This is a genomic window from Mesorhizobium sp. M8A.F.Ca.ET.202.01.1.1 (assembly GCF_004791595.1).
Taxonomy (GTDB): domain Bacteria; phylum Pseudomonadota; class Alphaproteobacteria; order Rhizobiales; family Rhizobiaceae; genus Mesorhizobium.
Genome location: NZ_SRUN01000003.1, coordinates 444,863 through 469,211 on the forward strand (window position 1 = coordinate 444,863; position 24,349 = coordinate 469,211).

The 24,349-nt window shown below is 63.1% G+C and carries 28 protein-coding genes and 1 pseudogene; 14 read left to right on the forward strand and 15 right to left on the reverse strand.

All coding sequences use genetic code 11. The features are described from left to right. Positions 1 to 60 precede the first annotated feature (60 nt). The 3 genes from EN845_RS10075 to EN845_RS10085 are packed head-to-tail and all read left to right on the forward strand — an operon-like array spanning position 61 to position 2,581. Positions 61 to 690 (forward strand): DUF1285 domain-containing protein, encoded by a 630-nt coding sequence (locus tag EN845_RS10075; protein WP_127280907.1) that lies wholly within the window; start codon positions 61 to 63, stop codon positions 688 to 690. Beyond that, the gene (locus EN845_RS10080) at positions 690 to 1,322 is read left to right on the forward strand and encodes a CoA pyrophosphatase (RefSeq protein WP_127869773.1); all 633 of its coding nucleotides are present in this window, start codon (positions 690 to 692) and stop codon (positions 1,320 to 1,322) included. The genes EN845_RS10075 and EN845_RS10080 overlap by 1 nt, the downstream gene beginning before the upstream one ends. Further along, entirely contained in the window at positions 1,319 to 2,581 is a 1,263-nt protein-coding gene (locus EN845_RS10085) for a CCA tRNA nucleotidyltransferase (protein ID WP_127869772.1), read from the forward strand. The genes EN845_RS10080 and EN845_RS10085 overlap by 4 nt, the downstream gene beginning before the upstream one ends. A 48-nt stretch (positions 2,582 to 2,629) precedes the next feature. Here EN845_RS10085 and EN845_RS10090 read toward each other — a convergent pair whose 3' ends face one another. The 4 genes from EN845_RS10090 to hemF all read right to left on the reverse strand — a co-directional run bounded on the left by EN845_RS10090 (position 2,630) and on the right by hemF (position 5,772). Next, positions 2,630 to 3,616: a S8 family serine peptidase gene (locus EN845_RS10090; protein WP_127280919.1), complete on the reverse strand. Its 987-nt coding sequence runs from the start codon at positions 3,614 to 3,616 to the stop codon at positions 2,630 to 2,632. Positions 3,617 to 3,703: 87 nt separating this feature from the next. Continuing rightward, on the reverse strand, positions 3,704 to 4,282 hold the full coding sequence (locus tag EN845_RS10095; RefSeq protein WP_127869771.1) for a hypothetical protein: 579 nt from the start codon (positions 4,280 to 4,282) through the stop codon (positions 3,704 to 3,706). A 245-nt stretch (positions 4,283 to 4,527) separates the two neighbouring features. After that, the gene (locus tag EN845_RS10100; RefSeq protein WP_027047304.1) at positions 4,528 to 4,713 is read right to left on the reverse strand and encodes a DUF1059 domain-containing protein; all 186 of its coding nucleotides are present in this window, start codon (positions 4,711 to 4,713) and stop codon (positions 4,528 to 4,530) included. 144 nt (positions 4,714 to 4,857) lie between these two features. Then, on the reverse strand, positions 4,858 to 5,772 hold the full coding sequence (gene hemF / locus EN845_RS10105) for an oxygen-dependent coproporphyrinogen oxidase (protein WP_127869770.1): 915 nt from the start codon (positions 5,770 to 5,772) through the stop codon (positions 4,858 to 4,860). A gap of 132 nt (positions 5,773 to 5,904) precedes the next feature. Between hemF and EN845_RS10110 the strand changes: the two genes are divergently transcribed. Further along, the gene (locus EN845_RS10110) at positions 5,905 to 6,162 is read left to right on the forward strand and encodes a hypothetical protein (protein ID WP_023770299.1); all 258 of its coding nucleotides are present in this window, start codon (positions 5,905 to 5,907) and stop codon (positions 6,160 to 6,162) included. Here EN845_RS10110 and soxR read toward each other — a convergent pair. Then, positions 6,159 to 6,605, reverse strand: a complete 447-nt coding sequence (gene soxR, locus EN845_RS10115; protein ID WP_127869769.1) for a redox-sensitive transcriptional activator SoxR — start codon at positions 6,603 to 6,605, stop codon at positions 6,159 to 6,161. The genes EN845_RS10110 and soxR overlap by 4 nt on opposite strands. 129 nt (positions 6,606 to 6,734) lie before the next feature. Next, positions 6,735 to 7,193: a tRNA (cytidine(34)-2'-O)-methyltransferase gene (locus EN845_RS10120; protein ID WP_127869768.1), complete on the reverse strand. Its 459-nt coding sequence runs from the start codon at positions 7,191 to 7,193 to the stop codon at positions 6,735 to 6,737. A gap of 283 nt (positions 7,194 to 7,476) precedes the next feature. Here EN845_RS10120 and EN845_RS10125 point away from each other — a divergent pair, with 283 nt between their 5' ends. Genes EN845_RS10125 through EN845_RS10145 form a run of 5 tightly spaced genes read left to right on the forward strand, consistent with a single transcriptional unit; the run spans position 7,477 to position 12,645 of the window. Beyond that, a complete protein-coding gene (locus EN845_RS10125; protein ID WP_167531306.1) occupies positions 7,477 to 7,998 on the forward strand; it encodes a hypothetical protein in 522 nt (173 codons plus the stop codon). 30 nt (positions 7,999 to 8,028) lie between these two features. Beyond that, positions 8,029 to 9,930 (forward strand): ABC transporter ATP-binding protein, encoded by a 1,902-nt coding sequence (locus EN845_RS10130; RefSeq protein WP_127869767.1) that lies wholly within the window; start codon positions 8,029 to 8,031, stop codon positions 9,928 to 9,930. Between the two features lie 10 nt (positions 9,931 to 9,940). After that, complete coding sequence (locus tag EN845_RS10135) at positions 9,941 to 11,824, forward strand: ABC transporter ATP-binding protein (protein WP_127869766.1); 1,884 nt, start codon at positions 9,941 to 9,943, stop codon at positions 11,822 to 11,824. Positions 11,825 to 11,828: 4 nt separating this feature from the next. Continuing rightward, a complete protein-coding gene (locus EN845_RS10140) occupies positions 11,829 to 12,332 on the forward strand; it encodes a GNAT family N-acetyltransferase (RefSeq protein WP_127869765.1) in 504 nt (167 codons plus the stop codon). Position 12,333: 1 nt separating this feature from the next. Beyond that, positions 12,334 to 12,645, forward strand: coding sequence for a DUF6665 family protein (locus EN845_RS10145; RefSeq protein ID WP_127869764.1), 312 nt, complete (start codon positions 12,334 to 12,336; stop codon positions 12,643 to 12,645). On the opposite strand, the gene EN845_RS10150 is transcribed toward EN845_RS10145, so the two are convergent. After that, positions 12,626 to 13,510 (reverse strand): alpha/beta hydrolase, encoded by an 885-nt coding sequence (locus EN845_RS10150; RefSeq protein WP_127869763.1) that lies wholly within the window; start codon positions 13,508 to 13,510, stop codon positions 12,626 to 12,628. The two genes, EN845_RS10145 and EN845_RS10150, sit on opposite strands and share 20 nt — an antisense overlap. An 83-nt stretch (positions 13,511 to 13,593) precedes the next feature. Next, positions 13,594 to 13,938, reverse strand: a complete 345-nt coding sequence (locus tag EN845_RS10155; RefSeq protein WP_127276062.1) for a cupin domain-containing protein — start codon at positions 13,936 to 13,938, stop codon at positions 13,594 to 13,596. Between the two features lie 314 nt (positions 13,939 to 14,252). On the opposite strand from EN845_RS10155, the gene petA reads away from it, so the two are divergent. The 5 genes from petA to EN845_RS10180 all read left to right on the forward strand — a co-directional run bounded on the left by petA (position 14,253) and on the right by EN845_RS10180 (position 18,650). Continuing rightward, entirely contained in the window at positions 14,253 to 14,813 is a 561-nt protein-coding gene (gene petA, locus EN845_RS10160; RefSeq protein ID WP_127276061.1) for a ubiquinol-cytochrome c reductase iron-sulfur subunit, read from the forward strand. Positions 14,814 to 14,829: 16 nt separating this feature from the next. Then, complete coding sequence (locus EN845_RS10165) at positions 14,830 to 16,131, forward strand: cytochrome b N-terminal domain-containing protein (protein WP_127869762.1); 1,302 nt, start codon at positions 14,830 to 14,832, stop codon at positions 16,129 to 16,131. 27 nt (positions 16,132 to 16,158) lie between these two features. After that, positions 16,159 to 17,031 (forward strand): cytochrome c1, encoded by an 873-nt coding sequence (locus EN845_RS10170; protein ID WP_127276059.1) that lies wholly within the window; start codon positions 16,159 to 16,161, stop codon positions 17,029 to 17,031. A 149-nt stretch (positions 17,032 to 17,180) separates the two neighbouring features. After that, positions 17,181 to 17,876: a phosphatase PAP2 family protein gene (locus EN845_RS10175; RefSeq protein WP_127869761.1), complete on the forward strand. Its 696-nt coding sequence runs from the start codon at positions 17,181 to 17,183 to the stop codon at positions 17,874 to 17,876. 228 nt (positions 17,877 to 18,104) lie between these two features. Beyond that, positions 18,105 to 18,650: an adenine phosphoribosyltransferase gene (locus tag EN845_RS10180; RefSeq protein ID WP_027143364.1), complete on the forward strand. Its 546-nt coding sequence runs from the start codon at positions 18,105 to 18,107 to the stop codon at positions 18,648 to 18,650. A 42-nt stretch (positions 18,651 to 18,692) separates the two neighbouring features. Here EN845_RS10180 and EN845_RS10185 read toward each other — a convergent pair whose 3' ends face one another. From EN845_RS10185 to EN845_RS10215, 7 genes and pseudogenes are all read right to left on the reverse strand, one after another. Continuing rightward, the gene (locus tag EN845_RS10185; RefSeq protein WP_127276057.1) at positions 18,693 to 19,151 is read right to left on the reverse strand and encodes a MaoC family dehydratase; all 459 of its coding nucleotides are present in this window, start codon (positions 19,149 to 19,151) and stop codon (positions 18,693 to 18,695) included. Next, a complete protein-coding gene (locus EN845_RS10190) occupies positions 19,148 to 19,618 on the reverse strand; it encodes a MaoC family dehydratase (RefSeq protein ID WP_167531307.1) in 471 nt (156 codons plus the stop codon). The genes EN845_RS10185 and EN845_RS10190 overlap by 4 nt, the downstream gene beginning before the upstream one ends. Positions 19,619 to 19,733: 115 nt before the next feature. Then, positions 19,734 to 20,707 (reverse strand): annotated as a pseudogene (gene corA / locus EN845_RS10195) (magnesium/cobalt transporter CorA). A gap of 234 nt (positions 20,708 to 20,941) precedes the next feature. Next, positions 20,942 to 22,045 (reverse strand): redox-regulated ATPase YchF, encoded by a 1,104-nt coding sequence (gene ychF / locus EN845_RS10200; RefSeq protein ID WP_127276055.1) that lies wholly within the window; start codon positions 22,043 to 22,045, stop codon positions 20,942 to 20,944. Between the two features lie 96 nt (positions 22,046 to 22,141). Then, positions 22,142 to 22,879: an aminoacyl-tRNA hydrolase gene (pth, locus tag EN845_RS10205; RefSeq protein WP_127869760.1), complete on the reverse strand. Its 738-nt coding sequence runs from the start codon at positions 22,877 to 22,879 to the stop codon at positions 22,142 to 22,144. A 23-nt stretch (positions 22,880 to 22,902) separates the two neighbouring features. After that, the gene (locus EN845_RS10210; RefSeq protein WP_127278807.1) at positions 22,903 to 23,544 is read right to left on the reverse strand and encodes a 50S ribosomal protein L25/general stress protein Ctc; all 642 of its coding nucleotides are present in this window, start codon (positions 23,542 to 23,544) and stop codon (positions 22,903 to 22,905) included. 236 nt (positions 23,545 to 23,780) lie between these two features. Beyond that, positions 23,781 to 24,209 carry a MarR family transcriptional regulator gene (locus EN845_RS10215; protein WP_127278808.1) on the reverse strand — a complete coding sequence of 143 codons (429 nt, stop codon included), beginning with the start codon at positions 24,207 to 24,209 and terminating at the stop codon, positions 23,781 to 23,783. Between the last annotated feature and the right edge of the window lie 140 nt (positions 24,210 to 24,349).

Genomic DNA, 24,349 nt, shown 5'->3' on the forward strand with positions numbered 1-24,349 from the left:
CTGGAACTTAAATCACAGACTTAGGCTGACAAGCGGAACAACAGTGACTATTTCGTGACGATGAGCGAACACCACGAACATCGCCAACAAAGCCTTACGCAGGCCACCGAGGCCCGAGGCCTCGAGGCGCTGATCTCGCGCGCGGCCCGTGCCGGCAAGGGCGCGGCGCCGGTCGAGCGCTGGAATCCCGACTTTTGCGGCGATCTCGACATGGAGATCAAGGCCGACGGCACCTGGTTCTACCTGGGCACGCCGATCGGCCGCATGCCGCTGGTGCAACTTTTCTCGTCCGTGCTGCGCAAGGACGCCGACGGCAGGACCTATCTGGTGACGCCGGTGGAAAAGGTCGGCATCCGCGTCGCCGATGCGCCGTTCATCGCCGTCGAGATGGATGTTTCGGGCGAAGGCGAGGATCAGGTCATCACCTTCCGCACCAATGTCGGCGACGTGGTCGAGGCCGGGCCGGAGCGGCCGCTGCGCTTCGTCGACGAGAACGAGACGGGCGGTTTGAAGCCATATCTGCTGGTGCGCGGCAGGCTGGAGGCGCTGGTGGCGCGGCCGGTCATGTATGAGTTGGTGGGGCATGGCGAGGAGATCGAGATCGACGGCCGGACGATGTTTTCGGTGCGCTCGAAGAATGCCGTGTTTCCGATCATGCCTGCGGATCAGTTGAAGCGGTTGAGCGCGTGATGGACCAGATATCGCCGGCGCCGTTCTCATCGGCGGATTTTCGCGCGCGCTTCGCCGCGCAGCCGGACGCGCATGCCGGCGACGACTATGGCGATCACCGCTTCAATCCCGGCCACCCACGCCTCAACCCGGGCAAGCCGCTGCGCAACGCTGCGGTGCTGATCCCGGTGGTCGACCATGACGGCGAGGCGACGGTTCTCCTGACCAAACGGGCCGAGAGACTGCGCAATCATTCCGGGCAAGTGGCTTTCCCGGGCGGCACGATCGATGCGACCGACGCGAGCCCGGAGGCGGCGGCGCTGCGCGAGACCTTCGAGGAGATCGGCCTTGGCCAGGATCGTATCGAAATCATCGGCCGCATGCCGGATTACGTTGCCGGCAGCGGCTACCGCATCGCACCGGTGCTCGGCATCGTGCGGCCGGGTTTCCAATTGGCTTTGAACGCCGACGAAGTCGATGCCGCCTTCGAGGTGCCGCTGCGCTTCCTGATGGACGCCGCCAATCACAAGCGCGACAGCCGCATGTGGAACGATCTCGAATGGTTCTTCTACGACATGCCCTATGGTGACCGGCGCATCTGGGGCGTCACCGCCGGCATCATCCGTACGCTCTATGAAAGGCTCTATGCGTGAGTGTTTCGATCGCGGGCAGGGCCGACTGGCTCTCCGACAAGCATCTGCAGCGCCTGCTTGGCGCGCTCACCGAAGGCGGTGAAGAGGCGCGTATCGCCGGCGGCGCCGTGCGCAACGCGCTGATGGGCCAGCCTGTCGCCGACGTCGACATCGCCACCTCTTGCCTGCCGCAGGAGACCATCCGCCGTGCCGAAGCGGAAGGCTTCAAGGCGGTGCCGACCGGCATCGAACATGGCACGATCACGGTGGTCGCGGGCGGCAAACCCTACGAGGTCACCACCTTGCGCGCCGACGTCGAGACCGATGGCCGCCGCGCCAAGGTGTCGTTCGGACGCGACTGGAAGCTCGACGCCGAGCGGCGCGACTTCACCATCAACGCGCTCTACGCCGAGGCCGACGGCAGGGTTGTCGACCTTGTCGGCGGCATCGCCGACATCGAGGCGCGCCGGCTGCGCTTCATCGGCGACCCGGAGGCGCGCATCCGCGAGGATTATCTGCGCATCCTGCGCTTCTTCCGTTTCTTTGCCTGGTATGGCGACGGCCGGCCGGATGCCGAGGGGTTGAAGGCCTGCGCTCGGCTGAAGGACGGCCTTGGCCAGCTCTCGGCCGAACGCGTCTGGTCCGAACTGAAGAAGCTTTTGTCGGCCCCCGATCCCTCACGCGCACTGCTGTGGATGCGCCAGGCTGGTGTCCTGACCGCCGCGCTGTCGGAAAGCGAGAAATGGGGTATCGATGCGATCCACGGGTTGACCAAGGCCGAGAAAGACCTGGGCTGGGCGGTGGATCCGATGCTGCGGCTGGAGGCAATCGTGCCGCCGGATGCGGCGCGCATGAAGACGTTGGCCGAGAGGCTCAGGTTCTCGACCGCCGAAGCCGACCGCATGCTCCATTGGGCCCTCACCACGGCCGTCGAGCCGAAGACGACCGAAGGCGAACTGGCGAAACGGCTCTATCGCGGCAACCGGCAAGGGCTTGTCGACCGCCTGCGTCTGTCGCTTGCCGCGGCGCGGGTGCGCGCCGTCGAGGACAATGACGCATTGCTTCAAGCGGGCGGCTTTTCGCGCCTGCTTGGCTTTGCGCTCAAATGGGAACGGCCCGAGTTTCCGCTCAGAGGGGCCGATCTGACGGCGCTCGGCGCAAAGCCGGGACCGAAGCTCGGCGAAATCCTCAAGAACCTCGAAGCCGAATGGGTCGAGGCGGGATTTGCGCCTGATCGCGACACGCTGCTCGAACGCGCCGCGCAAGCGCTTGACACGTAGGTCGGAAACGCCGGGTCTCCGCCGGTGTTGCCCTGCTGTTCCGTCCTGCTACTTGATCGACAGCGGAGCCAGGGCACGCGAAAGGCTTGCCTCGCCCTTGCCATAGACGGAGGCGCTGTAGTTGGCCAACGTGTCGGTCCGGGCCGTATTCAGCAACTGGTTGGTGATCTGGGTCGACGTTGCCTTGGTGAACTTGCTGCCCACGATGGCGGCGTAGCCGGCAACGATCGGCGCGGCGAAAGAGGTGCCGTAAAGGCCGGTCTTGTCCCCGGTGACACCCACGACCAGGAAATGGCTCTGCACAGCCGTGTTGGTGCCGGCGGTGTTGGAATACCAGGCCATGGTGGCCTTGTTCGACGTCGTGCCGTTGCTGTTGAGCGCGCCGACGAAAATCGCGGATGCCTTTCCGACCAAGGCGAGGTCGAGATAATCCTGCTGGCCGCTGGTGACGCCGCCCACGGCAACCGCGTCGTTGCCCGCGGCCTTCGAAACCACGGCCGTTCCCTTGGTGGCATAGGAGATGATGGAGGCTTCCTCGGCGCTCCATCCGATCTGGCTGGGGCTGTAGCCTGCCTTGGCGTACATGCCATAGCTCAGATTGAGCACGTTCAGGCCCGGCGCCAGCGCGACCGAGGAACTGGTGGAGAAGTCTTTCGACCGTATCGTCGCCAGCGGCGCGATCATGCTGGCTTCTTCGCGGGTCCATTCGCCATGGCGCTGGGTCTGGGTGCCGATGCCGAAATTGCCGCTGAACTTCGAGGTGCTGGAGAAGTCGTCGACGATCGTGATGGTGACGCCTTTGCCTTTGTAACCGGCACGCCATGCGGCCCCGACATCCGGGCTCATCCAGTTTTGCAAGGTCTGCGACGTGGCCGCCGGCAGGGTTGCGCTCAGGCATATGGATGCGTTGGATTGACCGCCGCCGCAGAGCGCGGACAGCGGATCTGGACCGACAGCTTCCTGAGCCACGGCAATCGATGCCGGCAGGAGGGCGAGGGCCGTGGCAATAGCGAATTTCCAATGCGTATTTGACATGTTTTTACCCCGGTTCAAACAGAAGCTAGGACGGAGGATCGCGGATCTTCCGCGGCTACGCGACATCTCGTGCCCGGCCCCTCGCGATCAGAAAGTAACACGGTAATTCAGCCACAGATGCTGGCTCTCCGGTTTAGCGTTAGCCAGATATTTCAAGGTTTCCTCGGGTGCCATCTCCCCGGCGGCGAGCCGGCAATTGACGCTGAAGGTGCCCAGATCGCCATAATCGGCCTGGCAGGGCTTTTCGCTGAGCTTGCCGCCGAAGGTCGTGGTGAACGACAGGGACAGGATGCTGTTCGCGCTCGGATGCAGCTGTGTGAGGAATCCGAGCTTGAGGCTGGGCGCGATGCGATACTTCTCGCCTTGTTCCCCAGTGCCAAATCCCCAAAGGATACCGGTGTCCTGCGTGATCTGCGTCATCAGGTCCACATGCGTGTCGACCCAGTTTGTCTGGTACCACTGGTTGAACGATACCCGGCTTCCGGTCTGCAACTCATACCCGCCGTCACCCAGGCCTCTCGCCTTGTCGCTGACCGGCGAGCCCTGATGGATGTCGATGAGCGATGTCGTCATGTCCTGGGCAATCGCCGGCGACGCGCCAAGGAGCGCCCACGGCAGGAGCGCCGTTGCGCACAAACTGGCACGATTGCCGGACTTTTCGCGCATGCGCGAACACCTCGCCCACCGATTCCGGACCAGTGCCTGCCGGCGACGGGCTTCTCTGGCAGCCCCCTGTAGTCTGGAAATCAGTCCGACGATCGCACGGGTTCGGTTACCGCACGGTTTATTTTAGCTGGAGCAAATATAATTTTTTGAGATGCAGGCACTGTCTCGCAAATAAATCGACGCGGCACGCGTTACCCAAGCGCACCGCGGTTCTTTTGTTATTACCTGAAAACCCCCCGCCGCACCTACGCGGCGTCGCGGACCTTCTCGATGCGCGAGCGGATCGCCTCGATCATCGTCTCGCGGATGGTCGTCTCGCCATGCGTCTCGCGCATATGCTCGACGGCGCGGCGCATCACCTCGGCCTCCTCGTCGGCCCGTGTGTGCCATTCGCAGCCGGGAACGAGCGACCCGCAGTGAAATTGCTTCATGGGATTTCTCCTCTTGCTCCATGGAGCCGGTCGAGGCTCCGCCACTTTTGGCTTACGGTCGGTCAGACGTAAGCAGGGCGAAAGCTATAACACGGGAGGGGCGGCATGGTTGCATCAAAGCATCGTGCACCCCGCCCGCCGAGGTCATGGCCAGCGCACCTCCGGTGGCAGGCTGGACAGGATCGAGGCGACATTGCCGCCGGTCTTCAGGCCGAAGATGGTGCCGCGATCGTGAAGCAGGTTGAATTCGACGTAGCGGCCGCGGCGGATGAGCTGTTCGTCGCGGTCGCCATCGGTCCAGTTCTCGTTGAAGTTGGCGCGCACGAGGTGGCCGTAGACGACGAGGAACGAACGCCCGACATCCTGGACGAAGTTGAAATCGGCGTTCCAGCCGCCCTTCTCCTCGCCCGAATGCAGCCAGTCGAAGAAGATGCCGCCGGTGCCGCGCGGCTCGTTGCGGTGCGGCAGGAAGAAATACTCGTCGCACCAGGCCTTAAATTTCAGATAGTCGGCGACGTCGGCATTCTTCTCGCAAGCGAACTGCATGGCGCGGTGGAAGGCTGCCGTGTCGGGATCATCCTGGGTGCGGCGGCGGTCGAGCACTGGCGTCAGGTCGGCGCCGCCGCCGAACCATTGCCTGGATGTGACGACCATACGCGTGTTCATGTGCACGGCCGGAACGTTGGGGTTCCAGGGATGCGCGATCAGCGAAATGCCCGATGCCCAGAAGCGCGGGTCTTCCTCGGCGCCGGGCATCTGCTTCCTGAACTCGGGCGAGAACTCGCCATAAACGGTCGAAGTGTGGACGCCGACCTTCTCGAAGACGCGGCCATGCATCATCGACATGGTGCCGCCGCCGCCCTTGCCCTGATCGCGTTCCCACGGTGTCTTTTCGAAGCGGCCGGGCGACCACGAGGCGAGCGGACCCCCGAGGTCCTGCTCGATCTGCTCGAAAGCGCCGCAGATACGCTCGCGCAGCGCCTCGAACCAAAGCCGGGCCTTCATCTTCTTCTCTTCGATGTCGGCGGGCAGCCCTGCCGGTATTTCGGGTCGTTCCAAGTGCCGTCTCCGGTTGTGGGCCACCCGTTGTGGGGATTCCCGATAAATGACTCGTCTTTTGCCGGCGCGATCCCTAATCTCTTGAGGGTCAGGGTCAAGTCCCGTCTGATTTAGGGTGTAAGGAGTTGCTTCGTGCGCACCCCGGCAAGACCGCCGCTGGATGGCCTGAAGAAAAGGCTCGACCAAAGCCGGGCCGAGCGTGCGCGTATGCCACGCGACGGCTTTTTGCGCGAGACGTTCGTCCTGCCGCGCTCCGATGCCCGGCTCAAGGCCAAGGAATGGTTCGAGCGCTTTCCCAAGCAGGCCTACTGGACCGAGATCGAAAGCTGGTTCGAGCGCCCGGGCGATCTGATCGAGTTCACGATCAGGCGCCTGCCGGCAGCGGATTAACGCTCGACCAACAGCCTTCTCGCGCCCGTTCCCTCCCTGGCCAGCCTATCGCCTTTGTTCCTCAGCGGGCATTTGTCGATCGACATGCAGCCGCAGCCGATGCAGTCGGTCAGGCCATCACGCAGCTTCTTCAGCTGGCTGATTTTCTGATCGAGGCTATCGCGCCAAGCCGTTGAAAGCAGATTCCAATCCTCGCGCGTCGGGGTGCGGCCTTCAGGTAATGATTCAAGTGCGACACCGATCTCCGCGAGCGTGATGCCGACCTCCTGGGCAATCCGGATTATGGCCACGCGTCGCAGGACATCGCGGCCGTAGCGGCGCTGGTTGCCGGAGGTGCGGTGGCTGCGAATCAGCCCGCGGGCTTCATAGAAATGCAGCGCCGACACCGCCACGCCGCTGCGCGCGGCCACTTGGCCGACCGTCAATTCCGTTACCGGCGCCATCTTCGCACTTTCCCCTTGACCTCAAGTTAAGTTGAGCTTGTAGCCAAGAAAGCCTGGATGTGCAAACGAAGGAGAAGGCGGATGTGCGCCTGGGCAAAAATCACCGCGGACCGCGCTGCCGGCGATCCCCTAGCCGAGTTGCCGGATGGCTTCGCCCGCCACCATGGCCACGGAAAGGGCGACGTTGAGGCTGCGCGCGGTGGGCTGCATCGGGATCGTCAGCCGAACATCCGCCGCCTGATGGACTGGATCCGGCACGCCCGCGGATTCGCGGCCAAACAGGAGGATGTCGCGGTCGGTGAAGCTGAAGTCGGTGTAGCGGGCCGTGGCCTTGGTCGACAGCAACACCAGCCGGTCCGCGCGGGCCTTGCGCCACTCCTCGAAGGCATTCCAGTCGACATGCCGGGTCAGGTCGGCCATTTCGAGATAGTCCATACCGGCGCGCTTGAGCGCTCTGTCGGAAAGCGGGAAGCCGGCCGGCTCGATGATGTCGACGCCAAGGCCGAGGCAAGCGGCGAAGCGCAGGATTGTCCCGGTATTGCCAGCTATGTCAGGCTGGTAGAGCGCGATGCGGAGACCACGGTTCACTTTCGCGTCCTTCTAATAAGTGGCAGATCGGCCACAGCAGCTTCCTGGTTTTGGAAATTCCTGGACCTGCGGGTGGCCATTTTTTTCGAAGTCGGGTATACGACCAGCATTGTCAACCCGAACCGAAGGAGGGGTAATTCATGATGACCATGCACATCCAGCGCCCCACCCGTGGGCTTACTTGCGCCCTGGCGGTTTCGGTACGACGTTTCTCCTGATCTTTTAGGCACTTCCGCACCGATCTCCGCCGAAACCATACCCTGGTCTTCGAAGGAATCCTGCGATGTTTTTCAAGCTGCCGAAGGGGCCGATGGCCCCGTCCCAAGGCGTCCCGACTGATCCGCCGCCGATCCCGCGGCACGATGTCGATCATCCTTTTTATCTCTATTTCAACACGGAGGACGGACCGATGTTCGATCCATACAGAATACCGGGCTCGAGGAGCCTGCATATCCACCGGCTGCCGACCTGGGCGCTGCTGATCGGCGAAACCTATTCGTCGGCGGTTCATGCCGAAGTGCGCCGGCGTCCGCATCGCGGCATGCTGCCGGATGTCGATTTCTCGCACGCGGTTCCCGACCTGAGCCGACCGTCGCTGGTGCGCCGCATCATCCGGCTGATCCGGCCGGGCGCGAAAAACCGCACTGGTGGCACCGTGTCGTCAGCATCGACAAAGGTGGCTGTCGGCGAAAAGCCGGCGAGCCCCTATATTGCGCGAAGCAGGGCCGACGCTCCGGATGATTCCGGAGCGTCGGCCCTCGACGCCATGCGATCCGAGGACTTTGTACGTCGCCAAGCCGCGTAAGCGGAAAACAGATTTTACAGGCATGCCCTAATGTTGTTGTTTAGCTGGTTTGAAAGAAGGCTCGATCCGTTCCCGGCTGCGGAACCGGTCGAACCGCCCAAGACGCTGGTTGCCTTCTGCCTGCATTATACGCGCGGCGCATGGCCCTATATCCTTATCGATGCGGTACTGGTGGCGGCCATCGCCATCGCGGAAGTGTGGATGTTCGGCTTCCTTGGCCGCATCGTCGACTGGCTGTCGGGGCAGAACCGCGAGACCTTCCTGCAGACGGAGGGCTGGAAGCTCGCCGGCATGGCGTTCATCGTGCTGTTCGCGCTGCCCGGCACGGTTTGGCTGCATTCGCTGCTCAACCAGCAGACGCTGATGGGCAACTATCCCATGCGCATCCGCTGGCAGGTGCATCGCTATCTGCTCAAGCAATCGATGAGCTTCTACCAAGACGAATTCGCCGGCCGCATCGCCACCAAGCTGATGCAGACGGCGCTCGCCGTGCGCGAATGCGTCATCAAGGTGATCGACGTCCTGAACTACGTCATCGTCTATTTCCTCGGCATGCTGCTGATCGTCGGTTCGGCCGACTGGCGGCTGGCCGCGCCGCTCGGGGTCTGGCTGGTCGGCTACATCCTGTTGCTGCGCTTTTTCATCCCGCGCCTGGGCAAGGTCGGCGAGGAGCAGGCCAATGCGCGCTCGACCATGACCGGCCGCGTCGTCGACAGCTACACCAACATCCAGACGGTCAAGCTGTTCAGTCATTCGCGCCGCGAGGCCGCCTTCGCCAGGGAAGGCATGATGGGCTTCCTCGACACGGTCTACCGGTCGATGCGGCTGGTGACGGTGCTGTTCGGCTCGCTCTACATATTGAACGCGCTTCTGCTGTTCTCGGTCACCGCCATCTCGCTGTGGCTGTGGATGGGGCAAGCTGTGACGATCGGCGCGGTCGCCGTGGTCATCGGCCTGGTGCTCCGGATGTGGGGCATGTCGCAGTGGATCATGTGGGAAATGTCGGGCCTGTTCGAGAATATCGGCACGGTGCAGGACGGCATTGCCTCCATCTCGCTGCCGCGCCTCGTCGAGGACAGGCCGGATGCCAGGGAGATCAACGTTTCAAAAGGCGATATCCGCTTCGAGGACATCCGCTTCCACTACGGCAAGCAGAAGGGCGTCATCGAAAACCTGTCGCTGGCGGTGAAACCGGGCGAGAAGGTCGGCATCGTCGGACGCTCGGGCGCCGGCAAGTCGACGCTGGTCAATCTCCTCCTGCGCTTCTACGACCTGGAATCCGGCCGGATCCTGATCGACGGCCAGGAGATCGCCGGCGTGAAGCAGGATTCGCTGCGTGCCCAGATCGGCATGGTCACACAGGACACCTCGCTGCTGCATCGTTCGGTGCGCGAGAACATCCTTTATGGCCGGCCCGATGCGAGCGATGAGATGTTGGTCGAGGCGGCACGGCGGGCCGAGGCGCTGGATTTCATATCGGCGCTTTCGGACCATAGCGGCCGCAAGGGTTTCGACGCCTATGTCGGCGACCGCGGCGTCAAACTGTCCGGTGGCCAGCGGCAACGCATCGCCATTGCTCGCGTTATGTTGAAGGACGCGCCTATTCTTATCCTTGACGAAGCGACGTCGGCGCTCGATTCCGAGGCGGAAGCCGCCATCCAGGAGAATCTCTACAAGCTCATGCAGGGCAAGACCGTCATCGCGATCGCGCACCGGCTGTCGACCATCGCTGCGATGGACAGGCTCGTCGTGATGGACCAGGGCCGCGTCATCGAGGAGGGTTCGCACGAGGAACTGGTCGCCGGCGGCGGGCTCTACGCGCAACTCTGGCAGCGCCAGTCGGGTGGATTCCTGTTCGAGGACAGTCCGGTCGGCGCCGCCAACGACAGTGTCGCCAACGACATTGGCGCGAAGGGGCAAGCCGCAGAATGATGGCCGCCGCATGATGACAGCCGTCTACCGCTGGTTCGAAAACTGGGTCTATCCGTTCAGGGAGCCGGCGCATCTTCGGCCACCGGCCAGCGTCGCCGGCTTCCTCTGGCACTATGTCGGCCAGGCGAAGTTCGCCTTCTTCGCCATGCTGGTCGTCGGCGGCATCGCGCCGCTGGTCGAGGCCGGGCTGTTCTATTTCGTCGGGCGGCTGGTCGATATTCTCGATCAATTGCCCGGCGAGCGGAGCTGGCATGCATTATGGACCGCCGCCGGCCCCGAACTGATGTTCATGGTCGCAGTGGTGCTGGTCCTCCGCACAATGGTCGTGGCCCTCTCGGCGCTGGTCGACGAGCAGACGATCACGCCCGGCTTCTACAATCTGGTGCGCTGGCAGGCGCACCGGCACGTCTCGCGCCAGTCCTACGCCTTCTTCCAGAACGACTTCGCCGGCCGGATCGCGACGAAAGTCTGGCAGGCGGGGCAGGCGACCGGCGACCTGATGGAAAGCTTCATCGAGGTCGTCTGGTTCATGATCGTCTATACGGTGACGACGCTGGCACTGGTCGCAGGACTCGATCTCAGGCTGGCGGCATTGGTGGTGATCTGGATCACCGCTTTCGGCTTTCTGGCCAGGCGCTATCTGCCGGCAATCCGCAAGCACGCCGAAGCGACGGCCGAGGCGGGCTCGATGATCAATGGCCGCATCGTCGATTCCTACTCCAACGTGCAGACGCTGAAACTTTTCGCGGCGGACGGCGACGACCGCTACATCAGGAACGGCTTCGACATCTATCTCGACGCATTGCGCCCCTTCACCCGCCGGTTGACCGGCGTGCGCATGGCGCTGACGACGCTGTCGGGCATCATGATCACGGCGATCGGCTGCTTTGCCGTCTATCTCTGGGTCGAGGGCTCGATCACCGTCGGCGCCGTCGCCTTCACGCTGTCGCTGGTGCTGCGCCTCAACATGCTGCTCGGCCGGCTGATGATGCAGATGAACAGTATCTTGCGAAACCTCGGCGTGCTGGAGAACTCCAAGGCGCTGATCTCGCAGCCGCTGGGGCTGACCGATGCCCCGGATGCCAGGGAATTGGTCGTGACGGGTGGGCGCATCGACGTGAAGAATGTCGAGTTCCATTACGGCAAGGGGTTTGGCGTGCTCAACGGCGTCGACCTTGTCGTCAAGCCGGGCGAGAAGGTCGGGCTGGTCGGGCCATCGGGCGCCGGCAAGACGACGTTGGCCAACCTGATCCTGCGCCTCTACGACCTCGAAAGCGGCCGGATCACCATCGACGGCCAGGACGTCTCCGATGTGACGCAGAATTCGCTGCGCGCCAATATCGGCGTCGTCAGCCAGGACACCGCCCTGTTTCATCGCTCGCTGCGCGACAACATCAAGCTCGGCATGCCCGATGCGACCGACGCGGAGGTGATCGCGGCGGCCAAGAAGGCCGAGGCCCACGAATTCATCCTGAGCTTGCGCGACAACAGGGATCGCCAGGGCTACGAAGCCTTTGTCGGCGAACGCGGCGTCAAGCTGTCGGGCGGCCAGCGCCAGCGCGTGGCGATCGCCCGCGTCTTCCTCAAGGACGCGCCGATCCTGATCCTCGACGAGGCGACGTCGGCGCTCGATTCCGACATCGAGGCGGCGATCCAGGAGAATCTGACGCGGCTGATGGAGAACAAGACCGTGATCGCCATCGCACACCGGCTGTCGACGATCGCGGCACTTGATCGCCTGGTGGTGCTCGACGGCGGCCGCATCGTCGAGCAAGGCACGCATGACGAACTGGTGGCGCGCGATGGGCTCTATGCCCGGCTGTGGAAGCGCCAGTCCGGCGGCTTCCTCTATCACGAGGAAAGCGTGCTCGAAGAGACGCGGCCGGCGGAGTAGGCGCATGGGTGGATCGCCAGAGGTCAGTCCGGAGATCGGCCGAGAGGTTGGCCCGGAGATCGACTATGCGCTCAAGCGTTTGCGACCAACCGTGGCGGCCTTCGACGCGTTGAAGGACGAGAGCCGGCTGGAAGGCTACTGGATGCTGGTGCGGTTGGCCGATGGCTGGGCAAGCGGCCGCAACAAGTTCCTGAAGCACGGCGAGGGACTGTTCGGGCTATGGCATGGCCGGGAACTCGCCGGCGTATGCGGGCTGAACATCGATCCCAATTTCGAGGGCAGGGACCAGGGCCGGGTCCGGCACCTGTTCGTCAGCGCACGCCACCGCCGCAACGGCCTCGGCCGCATGCTGGTCGAGACCGTGATCGATCGGGCCGGCCAATATTTCTCCGTGTTGAACACCCGCGCGCCGCCGGAAGCCTTCGGTTTTTATGAACGGCTTGGCTTTCAGCGCGTGGAAGGCGAAGAATTCGTCACCCACCGCATGGTGTTCGGGAAAGGGAACTGAAATGTCCTTGCGTCCGCCATCTCATCTTGCCGGCGCGTCGGCCGCCGAAGCGGCGTTCGACGCGCTTGGCCATGAAATCCTCGCCGAGAAGGCGGCGGCACTTGGCCGCGCCGGTCAAAAGGTCGAGGAGACGCTGGCCCGGCTAACCAGCAATGCCGACAAGGACATGCGTCCCTTGCTTCTCAAGGAGGCTGCCGCGGCCGTTCACGCCTATTTCATCCAGCGCGAATTGTGCGGCTTTCGCAAGCACGACGCCGTCATCCGCGAATACAACATCCCCAAAGCCGTGCTGGTCAGGCTTGGCGCCATGTAGAGTTGGAACTTGCCGCGCTGATTTCCCTGTGGAAGCGCGCCAGGCGGGCGGCAAGCGCTTCGGGATTTTCATCGGCAACGAAGTGTCCGCTGTCGGCTATGATGTCGCCCTCGACATTTGAGAGCCCGGCCGCGCGCAGGCCATCGACATAGTCGCCGATGTCGCCGGACTCGGCCGCACCCCTCAGATACAGCACCGGAACCGCAATCGGCTTCGCGGGCCGCGCGGCATTGGCCTTGGCATCCTCGGGAAAGGCACGATACCAGTCGAACCCCGCCTGGAGGCTTTCCGGCCGGGAATAGGCCTTGGCGTAGATTTCCCTGGCGTCGTCAGGGATCGAGGCTCGATCCTTCGAAAGCACATTGAAGAAGAAGTCGAAATAAGCGCTCTGATGGCCGCTGACCAGCGTTTCCGGCAAGGCTGGAATAGCGTGAAAGGCGAAATGCCAGATTTGCGGATTGCGAATGACCTTCTCCCACGGAGCGACGCCCGGAATGACGACATCCATGATCGCCGCGCCGGAAAGAATCTCAGGATGGTCGCTCAACAAGGCAAATACGATCTGGCCGCCGACATCGTGGCCGGCGGCCACGAGCTGGCGCAGCCCGCAAGTCTCTGCGACGCCTCTCATCAGCCTCGCCAAGGTTCTCTTGTCACCAGCCTCGGCTACGCCTTGCGAGCCGCCGATGCAGGGCAGGTCAGGGGCGACGACCCGGTAGTCGGCCGCCAACCGGCCGATCACCCGCTCGAAGGCGTAGGAGCTTTGCGGCCATCCGTGCAGCAGAAGGAAAGCCGGCGCACCAGCGGGGCCTGCCTCGCGGGTCGCAATGCTCAGCCCTTCGATTTCGATGGTCGAGGTTTGCATATCCTGGCTCTGGCGGCTCTCTGGTTGGCGCCTATGCCGTTGATCTAGGCGCCAACCGGGACGCCGCCAGGGCTATGCAGGAATTACTCCAGCCATTCCGTGATGAAGCTACCGTTTTCGTGGATGTCGGTCGTTTCCAGCGGACCTGGACCGAGATTGGTGAATTTGTGCGGCGTGTGCGGCGGCACGATGACGATCTGCCCCGCCGAGGCCTCGATCTCCTGGTCGCCGACCGTGAACAGGCCGGTTCCCTCGCGAATGATGAAGATCTCCGCATAGGGATGAGCGTGCAGCCGCGGGCCGCCCCCGACATCGGGCAAGTAATTGAAGATCAGGCAGGAGTTGGAGCCGTAGACGCCGCCTTGCAGTTCGCCCTTCCAGTGGTTGGAACGAACAGACCATTCCTCGCGATCGATGACATGCACCATGGCAGGGAAAATAGATCACTCGGGCAGCCTATGTCGAGGCAAACAACGATGCCGGATTTGCGGTTGTTTCCCGGTTGTTTAGCCGCCTTTTGCGGCCATTCGCCGCCTTGCCGCGCGACAGCGGATTTTGTCCCCGCGACAATCTGCCCTTGTGCCTTGACCCGTCTGGACAAAAACGGGCTTCACGCATAAACCGAAGTCCAAATGCCGGAGGAATTCGCTAGCCTGTTCGCCATGCGCTGTCGGGTTGGCGTGATTGAGCGGGGAACAAGGCTCAGCCACCGGCGCGGAAGAGGCGAAAGGATCAGGCACCCGTGAGCGCAACCGACATCCACGATCCCAACCGTCGAGATTTTCTCTACGTCGCCACCGGCATGGCCGCCGTGGTCGGCGCCGGTGCCGTCGCCTGGCCGTTCATCGACCAGATGCGCCCCGACGCCTCGACGCTGGCGCTCGCTTCGGTCGAGGTCGATGTCTCCTCGCTGACGCCCGGCAGCTCGCTGATCGTCAAGTGGCGCGGCAAGCCGGTCGTGGTGCGCAACCGCACCGAGAAGGAAATGAAGGACGGCGAGGCCGTCAGCCTTTCCGATCTCAAGGATCCGATCGCCCGCAACGCCAATTTGCCGTCCGATGCGCCGGCGACCGACGCCAACCGCACCACGCCCGGCAAGGAAGCCTGGATGGTGATGGTTCAGGTCTGCACCCATCTGGGCTGCATTCCGCTCGGCCAGGAAGGCGATTTCGGCGGCTGGTTCTGCCCGTGCCATGGCTCGCAATACGACACTGCCGGCCGCATCCGCAAAGGCCCGGCGCCGGAGAACATGGCGATTCCGGTATTCAAGTTCATTTCCGATACCAAACTCCTTATCGGTTGAGGCAGGGGATATTTCGATGAGCGAGGGACACTCGACCTATACGCCGAAGACCGGTATCGAACGCTGGTTCGACGCCCGCATGCCGTTGCCCAGGATGGTCTATGACAGCTTCATCGCCTATCCGGTGCCGCGCAACCTGAACTATATGTGGACCTTCGGCGGCATCCTGGCGATCATGCTCGTGGCGCAGATCCTGACCGGCATCGTCCTGGCCATGCACTATACGGCCGACACCAATCTCGCCTTCGGTTCGGTCGAGAAGATCATGCGCGACGTGAATTCCGGATGGCTCCTGCGTTACATGCACGCCAACGGCGCCTCGTTCTTCTTCATCGCCGTCTACCTGCACATCTTCCGCGGTCTCTATTACGGCTCCTACAAGGCGCCTCGCGAACTGCTGTGGATCCTGGGCTGCATCATCTATCTCCTGATGATGGCGACGGGCTTCATGGGCTATGTGCTGCCATGGGGGCAGATGAGCTTCTGGGGCGCTACCGTCATCACCGGCTTCTTCAGCGCCATCCCGCTGGTCGGCGACTGGATCCAGCAACTGCTGCTCGGCGGCTTCGCCGTCGACAATCCGACGCTCAACCGCTTCTTCGCGCTGCATTACCTGCTGCCGTTCATGATTGCCGGCGTCGTCGTGCTGCACGTCTGGGCGCTGCATGTCGTCGGCCAGTCGAACCCGACCGGCATCGAGGTCAAGTCGAAGACCGACACCGTCGCCTTCACCCCCTACGCGACCATCAAGGACGCGTTCGGCATGATCGTGTTCCTGTTCGTCTTCGCCTACTTCGTCTTCTACCTGCCGAACTATCTCGGCCATCCGGACAACTACACGGTCGCCAACCCGCTGAAGACGCCGGCCCATATCGTTCCGGAATGGTACTTCCTGCCGTTCTACGCGATCCTGCGCGCCATCACCTTCAATATCGGGCCGATCAATTCCAAGCTCGGCGGCGTGCTGTGCATGTTCGGCGCCATCGTCATGCTGTTCCTGGTGCCGTGGCTCGACACTTCCAAGGTGCGCTCGGCGGTTTACCGGCCCTGGTACAAGCTGTTCTTCTGGCTGTTCGTGGTCGATGCCATCCTGCTGGGCTGGCTGGGCTCGCAGCCGGCGGAAGGTAGCTATGTGTTCATGGCGCAGATGGCGACGCTGTTCTACTTCGCCTTCTTCCTGGTCGCGCTGCCCGTGCTCGGCTTGATCGAGACTCCGCGCAGGCTGCCGAACTCGATCACCGAGGCGGTGCTCGAAAAGAACAAGGGTGGCGGCGGACATCCGGCGGGCGCCACGGCAGCACCCGAGACCAAGGGCTGAGCGGTAGAGAATCTAAGGGGATTTGGCATGAAGAAGATTCTCACCTCGCTGGCGCTGGTCGGCCTTGTGGCCGCCGGCACTGGGGTTGCAGGCACTTGGGCGTTCGCGGCCGAAGAAGCGCACAACGCGGCGGCACCCACGCATTTCCCGATCAACGAGCCGAAGGAAATGAGCTGGAGCTTCACCGGCCCGTTCGGCACCTATGACAAGGCGCAGCTGCAGCGCGGCCTGAAGGTCTACAAGGAAGTCTGCTCGGCCTGTCATTCGATGAACCTGGTGGCGTTCCGCACGCTGTCGGACCTCGGCTATAGCGATGCGCAGATCAAGACGCTGTCAGCAGAATACACCATCCACGACGGCCCCAACGATGCCGGTGACATGTTCGACCGTCCCGGCAAGCCGTCCGACCATTTCCCGGCGCCCTTCGCCAATGAGGAAGCCGCCGCTGCGTCCAATGGCGGCGCGGCGCCGCCCGACATGTCGCTGCTGGCCAAGGCGCGCGGCGTCGAGCGCGGCTTCCCGCAGTTCGTCTTCGACATCTTCACCCAGTATGATGCGGGTGGTCCTGACTACATCCATTCGCTGCTGACAGGCTACGACGAGACGCCGCCCGCCGGCATGGTCATCCCGGAAGGCACCCACTACAATCCGTACTTCATGTCCGGCGTGTCGCTGAAGATGCCCAAGCCGCTCTCCGACGGCCAGGTGACCTATGACGACGGCTCGCCGCAGACCATCGACCAGTATTCCCGTGACGTGGCTGCCTTCCTGACATGGGCGGCCGAGCCACACATGGAAGACCGCAAGAAGATGGGCTTCCGCGTGCTGGTGTTCCTGCTTCTGTTCGGCGCCCTTGTCTACCTGACCAAGCGTAAGGTGTGGGAAGCCGTCGCCCACTAAGCGATGCCATAGTCTGGAATTCAAAAGGGGCGCCGCGAGGTGCCCTTTTCTGCTTTTGGGGTGGATAGCTCAGGCCACGCCTCGGCGGTGTCACATGGCCGTCATCGCACATCGCGATCCTGCGGTGCTCTCATCAAAGGATCACGCCCATGAAAAGATACGCATCGCTTGCGGCAGGCCTGCTGCTGCTCGTCGTTGGTTCCGCGGCCCGCGCCGAAGACGCAAAACCCTTCATCACCAACAAGGATGTCGACCTGACGATGATCCTGCCGCCGCCCCCGGCCAATGATTCGGCCGAGACCAAGGCCGAGCTTGGCGAGGTGCTGACCATGCAAGTCACGCGCACACCCGAAATGGAAGCCCGCGCCATCGCCGATGCCGAGGAAAACGTCTGGCGTTTCGCCGATGTCATGGGGCCGAATTTCAACAAGGACAAGCTGCCGAAATTCAGCGCCTTCTTCGATCGTGTGGTGGAGACCGAAGGCGCCGTCGTCGATCCGGCCAAGGACGTCTGGAAGCGTCCGCGTCCGCACCAGCTCAGCGATCTCGTCAAGCCGGTGGTCAAGCTCTCGAGCTCCGGTTCCTGGCCGTCCGGCCATGCGACCGTCGGCACGATGATGGGCATCATCCTGTCCGACATGGTTCCGGAAAAGCGGGCCCAGATCATGGCGCGCGCGGCCGAGTTCGCCCACAACCGCATCGTCGGCGGCATCCATTATCCGTCCGACGTCGAGATGGGCAAGATTTCCGGCAGCGTCATCGCCGCGGTCCTGCTCAACCGCGAGGATTTCAAGGCCGAGTACGAAGTGGCCAGGGCGGAGCTTCGTTCCGACCTCGGCATGTAGGACTGGCCGGTAGCCATCTTTCCGAGCGGGGCGCCTTCGGGCGCCCCTTTTCGTGTCGGCCGCGGCCTGCGCCCACTGCAAGGAAATCGCCTCGCGTTTGCCGCCATATCCTTTGCCGGACGTGCTTGTGTCGACCGTCACATCGCGCTAGCCGTTGTCGGCCGCGCCGGGCTACGATCGGCCCCGCGCCGTTTCGCTTCTGTCAGCTGGATCACCCGGAGCCGCTTCATGAAATCCTCTCTCGAAGACACGCTGCTGGCGTCGATCCGAACCATCCCGGACTATCCCAGGCCCGGCATCCTGTTTCGCGACATCACCACGCTGCTCGGCAACGCACGCGCCTTCCGCCGCGCCATCGACGAGCTGGTGCATCCCTATGCCGGGCAGAAGATCGACAAGATCGCCGGTATCGAGGCGCGCGGCTTCATCCTCGGCGGCGCCGTCGCCCACCAGCTCTCGGCCGGCTTCGTGCCGATCCGCAAGAAGGGCAAGCTGCCTTACGAGACCGTGCGCGTCGCCTACAGCCTGGAATACGGGCTGGATGAGATGGAGATGCACAAGGACGGCGTCGCGCCCGGCGAGAAGGTCATCCTGGTCGACGACCTGATCGCCACCGGCGGCACGGCGGAAGCGGCGGTCAAGCTGCTGCGCCAGATCGGCGCCGACATCCTCGCCGCCTGCTTCGTCATCGACCTGCCGGATCTGGGCGGACGCGCCAAGCTCGAAGCGCTCGGCGTGCCGGTGAGGACGCTGATCGGGTTCGAGGGGCATTGAGCATTTTTCCCTTCTCCCCTTGTGGGAGAAGGGAAAGACACCTCATTCCACCTTCACCAGCACGGCGCTCTCGAATTCCAGCACCTTGGCGCCGGTCGAATCGGAGGCCTCGCAGAGCAGCGCCAGCAACCGCCAGCCGGGACGGGACGCTATGGGGCGGTGGGAAAGCGCCGTGCGTGCGAAGGTGATGGTTTGCCCGGCATGGACGGGCTTTAGCCATTTCAGGTTCTTGAATCCGGGCGAGGGGCCGAATTCGGGCACCGGGCCGTCCCAGCCTTCGGCGTCCAGGCGGGTTTCCAGATTAAGCTTCATCCAGGTGGCCGCGGTGTGCCAGCCGGAGGCGCAGAGCCCGCCAAGCACGCTCTTCCTCGCCGCCTCCTCGTCGATATGGAAGATCTGAGGGTCGTATTTGCGGGCGAACGCCTTGATCGCCTCGGGCTCGAATGTGTGCGAGCCCAGCGTCACCGTGGTGCCGATGCGGAAGAATTCGTCCAATGTCATGACAGGCTCCCAGCGGCATCGCGCGTCAGGAACATGATGGAGTTCTCGAGCTCGAAGACACTTTCGCCGCGCTGGTTGACCAGTTCGCTGCGCATGGTCACGAAGCCGAGTTGCGGCTTCGATTTCGACAGGCGCCTGGCGAGAACCACCAGGTTGCCCCGCAGCGTATCGCCGGCGAGCACCGGCTTCTTCCATTTGACCTGATCGACGCCGGGCGCGCCCTGGCAGGTGGAATCCAGCAGGAAGGCATCGCACAGCATGCGCATGAACATGGCGCAGGTGTGCCAGCCCGAGGCCGAGAGGCCACCGAGGATGCTGGCCTTGCCGGCCTCCTCGTCGAGATGCATCGGCTGAGCGTCGAACTCGCTGGCGAACTCGATGATCTCGGCCGCGCTTACTTTTTTCGCGCCGAGGTCGAACGAGGCCCCCTCGACGAAGTCCTCATACGCCCATGTCTTTCCGGTCATGGTCAGCAAATCCGGTTGTAGAATGCGCGATCCCTTTGGATCGGAAAACCCGGATGCAGGCCGCGGGCGGTTTGGTCAAGCCCTTTCTGGTGAGCCAGGCCCAGGCAGCGGGTGTTCAGAGCCAGCCGCGGCGGCGGAAATACCAGAAAGGCAGGATCGCCGACAGCACCATCATGGCGATGGCGAAGGGATAGCCGAACTCCCACTTCAGCTCGGGGATGACATCGAAATTCATGCCGTAGATCGAGGCGACCAGTGTCGGCGGCAGGAAGATGACGGCGGCGACGGAGAAGATCTTGATGATGGCGTTCTGCTCGATCGAGATCATACCGAGCGTGGCGTCGAGCAGGAAGGAGATCTTCTGCGACAGGAAGGTGGCGTGGTCGGCAAGCGACAGCACGTCGCGCGACAGGGTCTTGATGCGGGCGCGGACGTCCTTGCTCATCTTGGTCAGAGTCGCGACATGGGCGAGGAACCCGCCAGCCGCTGCAGCGAGATCAGGCTGTCGCGGATGGAGGAGGCGATGTCCTCCTTGCGGCCGATGGCCTTCAGCAGTTCCTGGAAGTCGCGGTTGCGCTTCGACACCTTGGTCGAGCGCGCCTCGAAGATGTCGCGCGAAATCACTTCGACATCGCGGCCGGCGCGCTCGAGGATGTCGGCGAGGCGGTCGACGATCGCCTCCAGCAGGCCGATCAGGATGGTGTCGCCGCTGCTGCAGCCGGTCGCCACCTTCTCGGCGCGCAGCGGGAAGGTCTTGAACGCCTTCGGTTCGTGATAGCGTACGGTGATCAGCCTGGCGCCGGCGAGCACGAAGGTGACCGGCGACATCAGGGGATCGTCGACCTCGGTCTGCGCGGGCAAGGTGGCGGTCATGAAGTAGGCGCCGTCCTCGATATAGAGGCGGCTTGAAATCTCGATCTCCTCCATCTCCTCGCGGGTCGGGATGGCGATGCCGAGCCAGCTTTCGATGGTGGCCTCTTCCTCCTTGGTCGGATTGACGAGATCGGCCCAGACGACCTTGTCGCCATTGACCAGCAGGTCGTCGGTGAGGCGCAGGCGATCATTGTCGACGACGAAGGCCTTGATCATCGCCGAATCTCCCTGCCAGAGCCGCGTTGAGGTTACGCATCGTGTCGGATTGCACGGTTTTTCGTCGCACGCCGACCGTGTGGCTGCCGCTTAGACCCGCGGCATGACAAAATCAAGACAAGCCGAGCAGGGCCGGCTGGCATCGGCCACTCAGAAAAATTCGTCGAGGAGCCGGTGGTACGAAAGCTTCGTCGGCTCTACTTCCGCCCAGACATTGTCGACTGGGCAGGAGGGTCACGTGTTGAACTTGAACAGCATGATGTCGCCGTCCTGGACGACATATTCCTTGCCTTCATCGCGCGCCTTGCCGGCTTCCTTGGCCGCCACTTCCCCGCCCAGCGTGACAAAGTCGTTGTAGGCGATGGTCTGGGCGCGGATGAAGCCGCGCTCGAAATCGGTGTGGATGACGCCGGCCGCCTGAGGTGCCTTGTCGCCCTTGTGCACGGTCCAGGCGCGCGTCTCCTTCGGCCCAACGGTAAAATAGGTGATGAGGTGCAACAGGTCGTAGCCGGCGCGGATCACCTTGTTCAGGCCGGGCTCGTCGAGGCCGAGCGAGGATAGGAATTCCATTTCCTCCTCGTCGGAAAGCTGGGCGACTTCCGCCTCGATCGCCGCCGAGATCACTACGGTGCCGGCGCCCTGCGCGGCGGCCATTTTCTCCACAGCCTTTGTGTGCTCGTTGCCGGTCGCGGCATCGGCCTCGGCGACGTTGCAGACATAGAGCACGGGATGCGAGGTGAGCAGGTTCAGCCCCTGCAGGATGCGCAAATCTTCGGCCGAAATACCCTTGAGCAGGATGCGGGTCGGCTTGCCGGCTTGCAGCAACTCGAGCGCTGCCTCCATCATCGGCAGCACGGCGGTGGCTTCCTTGTCCTTGCTGCCGGCGCGCTTGCGGAATTGCACGATGCGGCGCTCGAGGCTGTCGAGGTCGGCAAGCATCAGCTCGGTCTCGACCGTCTCGGCGTCGGCGACGGGGTCGATGCGGCCCTCGACATGGGTGATGTCGTCATCCTCGAAGCAGCGCAGCACGTGGACGATGGCGTCGACCTCGCGGATGTTGGCGAGGAACTGGTTCCCCAGCCCTTCGCCCTTAGAGGCGCCGCGCACCAGGCCGGCAATATCGACGAAGGAGATGCGGGTCGGGATGATCTCCTTCGACTTGCCGATCGCGGCGATCTTCTGCAGGCGCGGGTCCGGCACCGCCACCTCGCCGGTGTTCGGTTCGATGGTGCAGAACGGATAATTGGCGGCCTGCGCGGCGGCCGTCCTCGTCAGCGCGTTGAAGAGCGTCGACTTGCCGACATTGGGCAAGCCAACGATGCCGCATTTGAAACCCATTTTGTCCGGTCCTATCGGGAAAAGCGAAATTTGATGAGGGCTATGGGCGATAGGGGTTGGGAACGTCAAGCCCTGTAACGCCGATGGTCCCGCGGCTCAGTCCTTGTTGCCGAACAGTTTCTTCAGCATCGCCGCCATCGGGCCGGTCTCGGGCAACTTGGCGGGCGCCTGCTGGGGGCGGGCCTGGCGGACATGGCTTTGCTGTTTCGGAGCCTGTTTTTGCGCCGGCTTTTCCGGTTCGGCGCCCGCCTTGCCCTGTACGGCAAGGGCGGCCTTGTTCATGAAGCCGGATTCGTCGCCCTTGACGATCATGGCAGCGTTGTCGGCGATCGCGTCGAGCAACGGGTCGAGCCAGTCGCGGTCGGCCTTGGCGAAATCGCCGAGCACATGATGCTGGACCATTTCCTTGACGCCGGGATGGCCGACGCCGATGCGCACGCGGCGATAGGCGTTGCCGACATGGCCATCGATCGAGCGGATGCCGTTGTGGCCGCCGGCACCGCCGCCGGTCTTGATGCGCAGCTTGCCTTCGGCAAGATCGATCTCGTCATAGAAGACGGTGAGGGCGGAAAGGTCGAGCTTGTAGAAGCGCAGCGCTTCGCCGACCGACTGGCCGGACAGGTTCATGAAGGTCTGCGGCTTGATCAGGATGATCTTTTCACCGCCGAGCGTGCCCTCGGCGATCAGGCCCTGGAACTTCTTCGACCAGGGCGAAAAGGAATGGCGGCGGGCGATAGCGTCCGCCGCCATGAAGCCGACATTGTGCCGGTTTTCAGCATATTTCGCGCCCGGATTGCCGAGGCCTGCAAAGACAAGCGCCGTCTTCCCTGGCATCGTCCGCTCCGGGCGTGAAAGAGTTACTTCTCTTCGGCGGCAGGAGCCGCTTCGGGGGCCGCAACCTCAGCCGTCTCTTCCGTCTCCGGCTTCATCGCCGCCGAACCGGCAATGGTCGCGATGGTGAAGTCGCGATCGGAGATGACCGGCTTGACGCCAGCCGGCAGCTTGACCGCCGAGATATGGATCGAATCGCCGATGTCGGCGCCGGTGAGATCGACGGTGATGAATTCCGGGATCGCATTGGCCGGGCAGTGGAACTCGACCTCGTGACGCACGATGTTGAGCACGCCGCCGCGCTTGATGCCGGGCGACTTGTCTTCATTGATGAAGTGGACAGGCACGTCGACATTGACTTCCGTGTCCTTGCCGATGCGCAGGAAATCCACATGCATCGGGAAGTCCTTGACCGGGTCGAGCTGGAAGTCCTTCGGCAGGACCTGGATCTTCTTGCCGTCGACATCGATCGTGGCGACCGTGGTCAGGAACCCGCCGCCATGGATCTTGTAGTAGATGTCCTTGTAGGTGAGCGCGATCGCCAGGGGAGGCTGCTTGTCACCGTAAATTACTGCAGGCACTTTACCGTTGCGGCGAACTGCTCGGGCGGACCCCTTACCGACCTGTTCGCGCGCTTCGGCCTTGAGCTCGTAAGTATCGTGGCTCATGGCTTTTCCTTTCGCGTGTTATGGAGCGCCTACGGTTGGCGATGTGCCAGGCCGTAAACGTCGAAAGCCGCCGGACCTCGATGCCCGAATGCCGGAAACCGCAGCGAGCGGATCTTTGTTCGGGATCACAAGGGGAAGGCAGCCTTCCGCCGCGTTGCCTCCAAGGGTGTCTACGCGGGTGGCGGCTCTATAGCGGAAGGTGGTCCCAGGTGCAAGCGGCGGCCGAAGAGCCGTCGCTACCGGTCGCCGCTCAACGCATCGCGCAGTGCCTGGACCTGCCGGTTCAGGGCGTCGAGTTCGGCCAGCGTCATGCCCGAGCGCTCGATCAGGGTCTCGTTCAGGCAATTGCACTGGACGAGCAGCTTGCGGCCGGCGGATGTCAGGTCGACCTGTACCTGGCGCTCGTCGGCCTGATTGCGCTGGCGGGTCACCACGCCAGCCTGTTCCATACGCTTGACCAGCGGCGTGACGGTGCTCGATTCCAGAGCGAGCCTGTGCGCGATCGCGCCGACCGACATGCCGTCGGCCTCGCCCAACGCGTTGAGTACGAGATATTGCGGATAGGTGATGCCCATCTCGTCCAGCATCGGCTTGTAGGTGCGGTTGATCGCCATGCTGGTGGCGTAGAGCGTGAAACAGAGCTGATTGTCCAACGGGAGAGGCACGACGCAGTCCTTTGCCGATTAAGCGCCTCAAGTATGTACCACGAGAAATGATATCGCGATATATATTTTTTGTGGACACGGGGATCAAGCTGCGTTAGCAATATTGATATCGCGATATTGTTTATCGCGACACCAAATTT

Coding starts and splice junctions, on each gene's coding strand:
- EN845_RS10075 (WP_127280907.1), top strand. CDS start 61: ATGAGCGAACACCACGAACATCGCCAACAAAGCCTTACGCAGGCCACC.
- EN845_RS10080 (WP_127869773.1), top strand. CDS start 690: ATGGACCAGATATCGCCGGCGCCGTTCTCATCGGCGGATTTTCGCGCG.
- EN845_RS10090 (WP_127280919.1), bottom strand. CDS start 3,616: ATGTCAAATACGCATTGGAAATTCGCTATTGCCACGGCCCTCGCCCTC.
- EN845_RS10095 (WP_127869771.1), bottom strand. CDS start 4,282: ATGCGCGAAAAGTCCGGCAATCGTGCCAGTTTGTGCGCAACGGCGCTC.
- EN845_RS10100 (WP_027047304.1), bottom strand. CDS start 4,713: ATGAAGCAATTTCACTGCGGGTCGCTCGTTCCCGGCTGCGAATGGCAC.
- soxR (WP_127869769.1), bottom strand. CDS start 6,605: ATGGCGCCGGTAACGGAATTGACGGTCGGCCAAGTGGCCGCGCGCAGC.
- EN845_RS10125 (WP_167531306.1), top strand. CDS start 7,477: ATGTTTTTCAAGCTGCCGAAGGGGCCGATGGCCCCGTCCCAAGGCGTC.
- EN845_RS10130 (WP_127869767.1), top strand. CDS start 8,029: ATGTTGTTGTTTAGCTGGTTTGAAAGAAGGCTCGATCCGTTCCCGGCT.
- EN845_RS10135 (WP_127869766.1), top strand. CDS start 9,941: ATGATGACAGCCGTCTACCGCTGGTTCGAAAACTGGGTCTATCCGTTC.
- EN845_RS10140 (WP_127869765.1), top strand. CDS start 11,829: ATGGGTGGATCGCCAGAGGTCAGTCCGGAGATCGGCCGAGAGGTTGGC.
- EN845_RS10145 (WP_127869764.1), top strand. CDS start 12,334: ATGTCCTTGCGTCCGCCATCTCATCTTGCCGGCGCGTCGGCCGCCGAA.
- EN845_RS10150 (WP_127869763.1), bottom strand. CDS start 13,510: ATGCAAACCTCGACCATCGAAATCGAAGGGCTGAGCATTGCGACCCGC.
- EN845_RS10155 (WP_127276062.1), bottom strand. CDS start 13,938: ATGGTGCATGTCATCGATCGCGAGGAATGGTCTGTTCGTTCCAACCAC.
- EN845_RS10165 (WP_127869762.1), top strand. CDS start 14,830: ATGAGCGAGGGACACTCGACCTATACGCCGAAGACCGGTATCGAACGC.
- EN845_RS10170 (WP_127276059.1), top strand. CDS start 16,159: ATGAAGAAGATTCTCACCTCGCTGGCGCTGGTCGGCCTTGTGGCCGCC.
- EN845_RS10175 (WP_127869761.1), top strand. CDS start 17,181: ATGAAAAGATACGCATCGCTTGCGGCAGGCCTGCTGCTGCTCGTCGTT.
- EN845_RS10180 (WP_027143364.1), top strand. CDS start 18,105: ATGAAATCCTCTCTCGAAGACACGCTGCTGGCGTCGATCCGAACCATC.
- EN845_RS10185 (WP_127276057.1), bottom strand. CDS start 19,151: ATGACATTGGACGAATTCTTCCGCATCGGCACCACGGTGACGCTGGGC.
- EN845_RS10190 (WP_167531307.1), bottom strand. CDS start 19,618: ATGACCGGAAAGACATGGGCGTATGAGGACTTCGTCGAGGGGGCCTCG.
- ychF (WP_127276055.1), bottom strand. CDS start 22,045: ATGGGTTTCAAATGCGGCATCGTTGGCTTGCCCAATGTCGGCAAGTCG.
- pth (WP_127869760.1), bottom strand. CDS start 22,879: ATGCCAGGGAAGACGGCGCTTGTCTTTGCAGGCCTCGGCAATCCGGGC.
- EN845_RS10210 (WP_127278807.1), bottom strand. CDS start 23,544: ATGAGCCACGATACTTACGAGCTCAAGGCCGAAGCGCGCGAACAGGTC.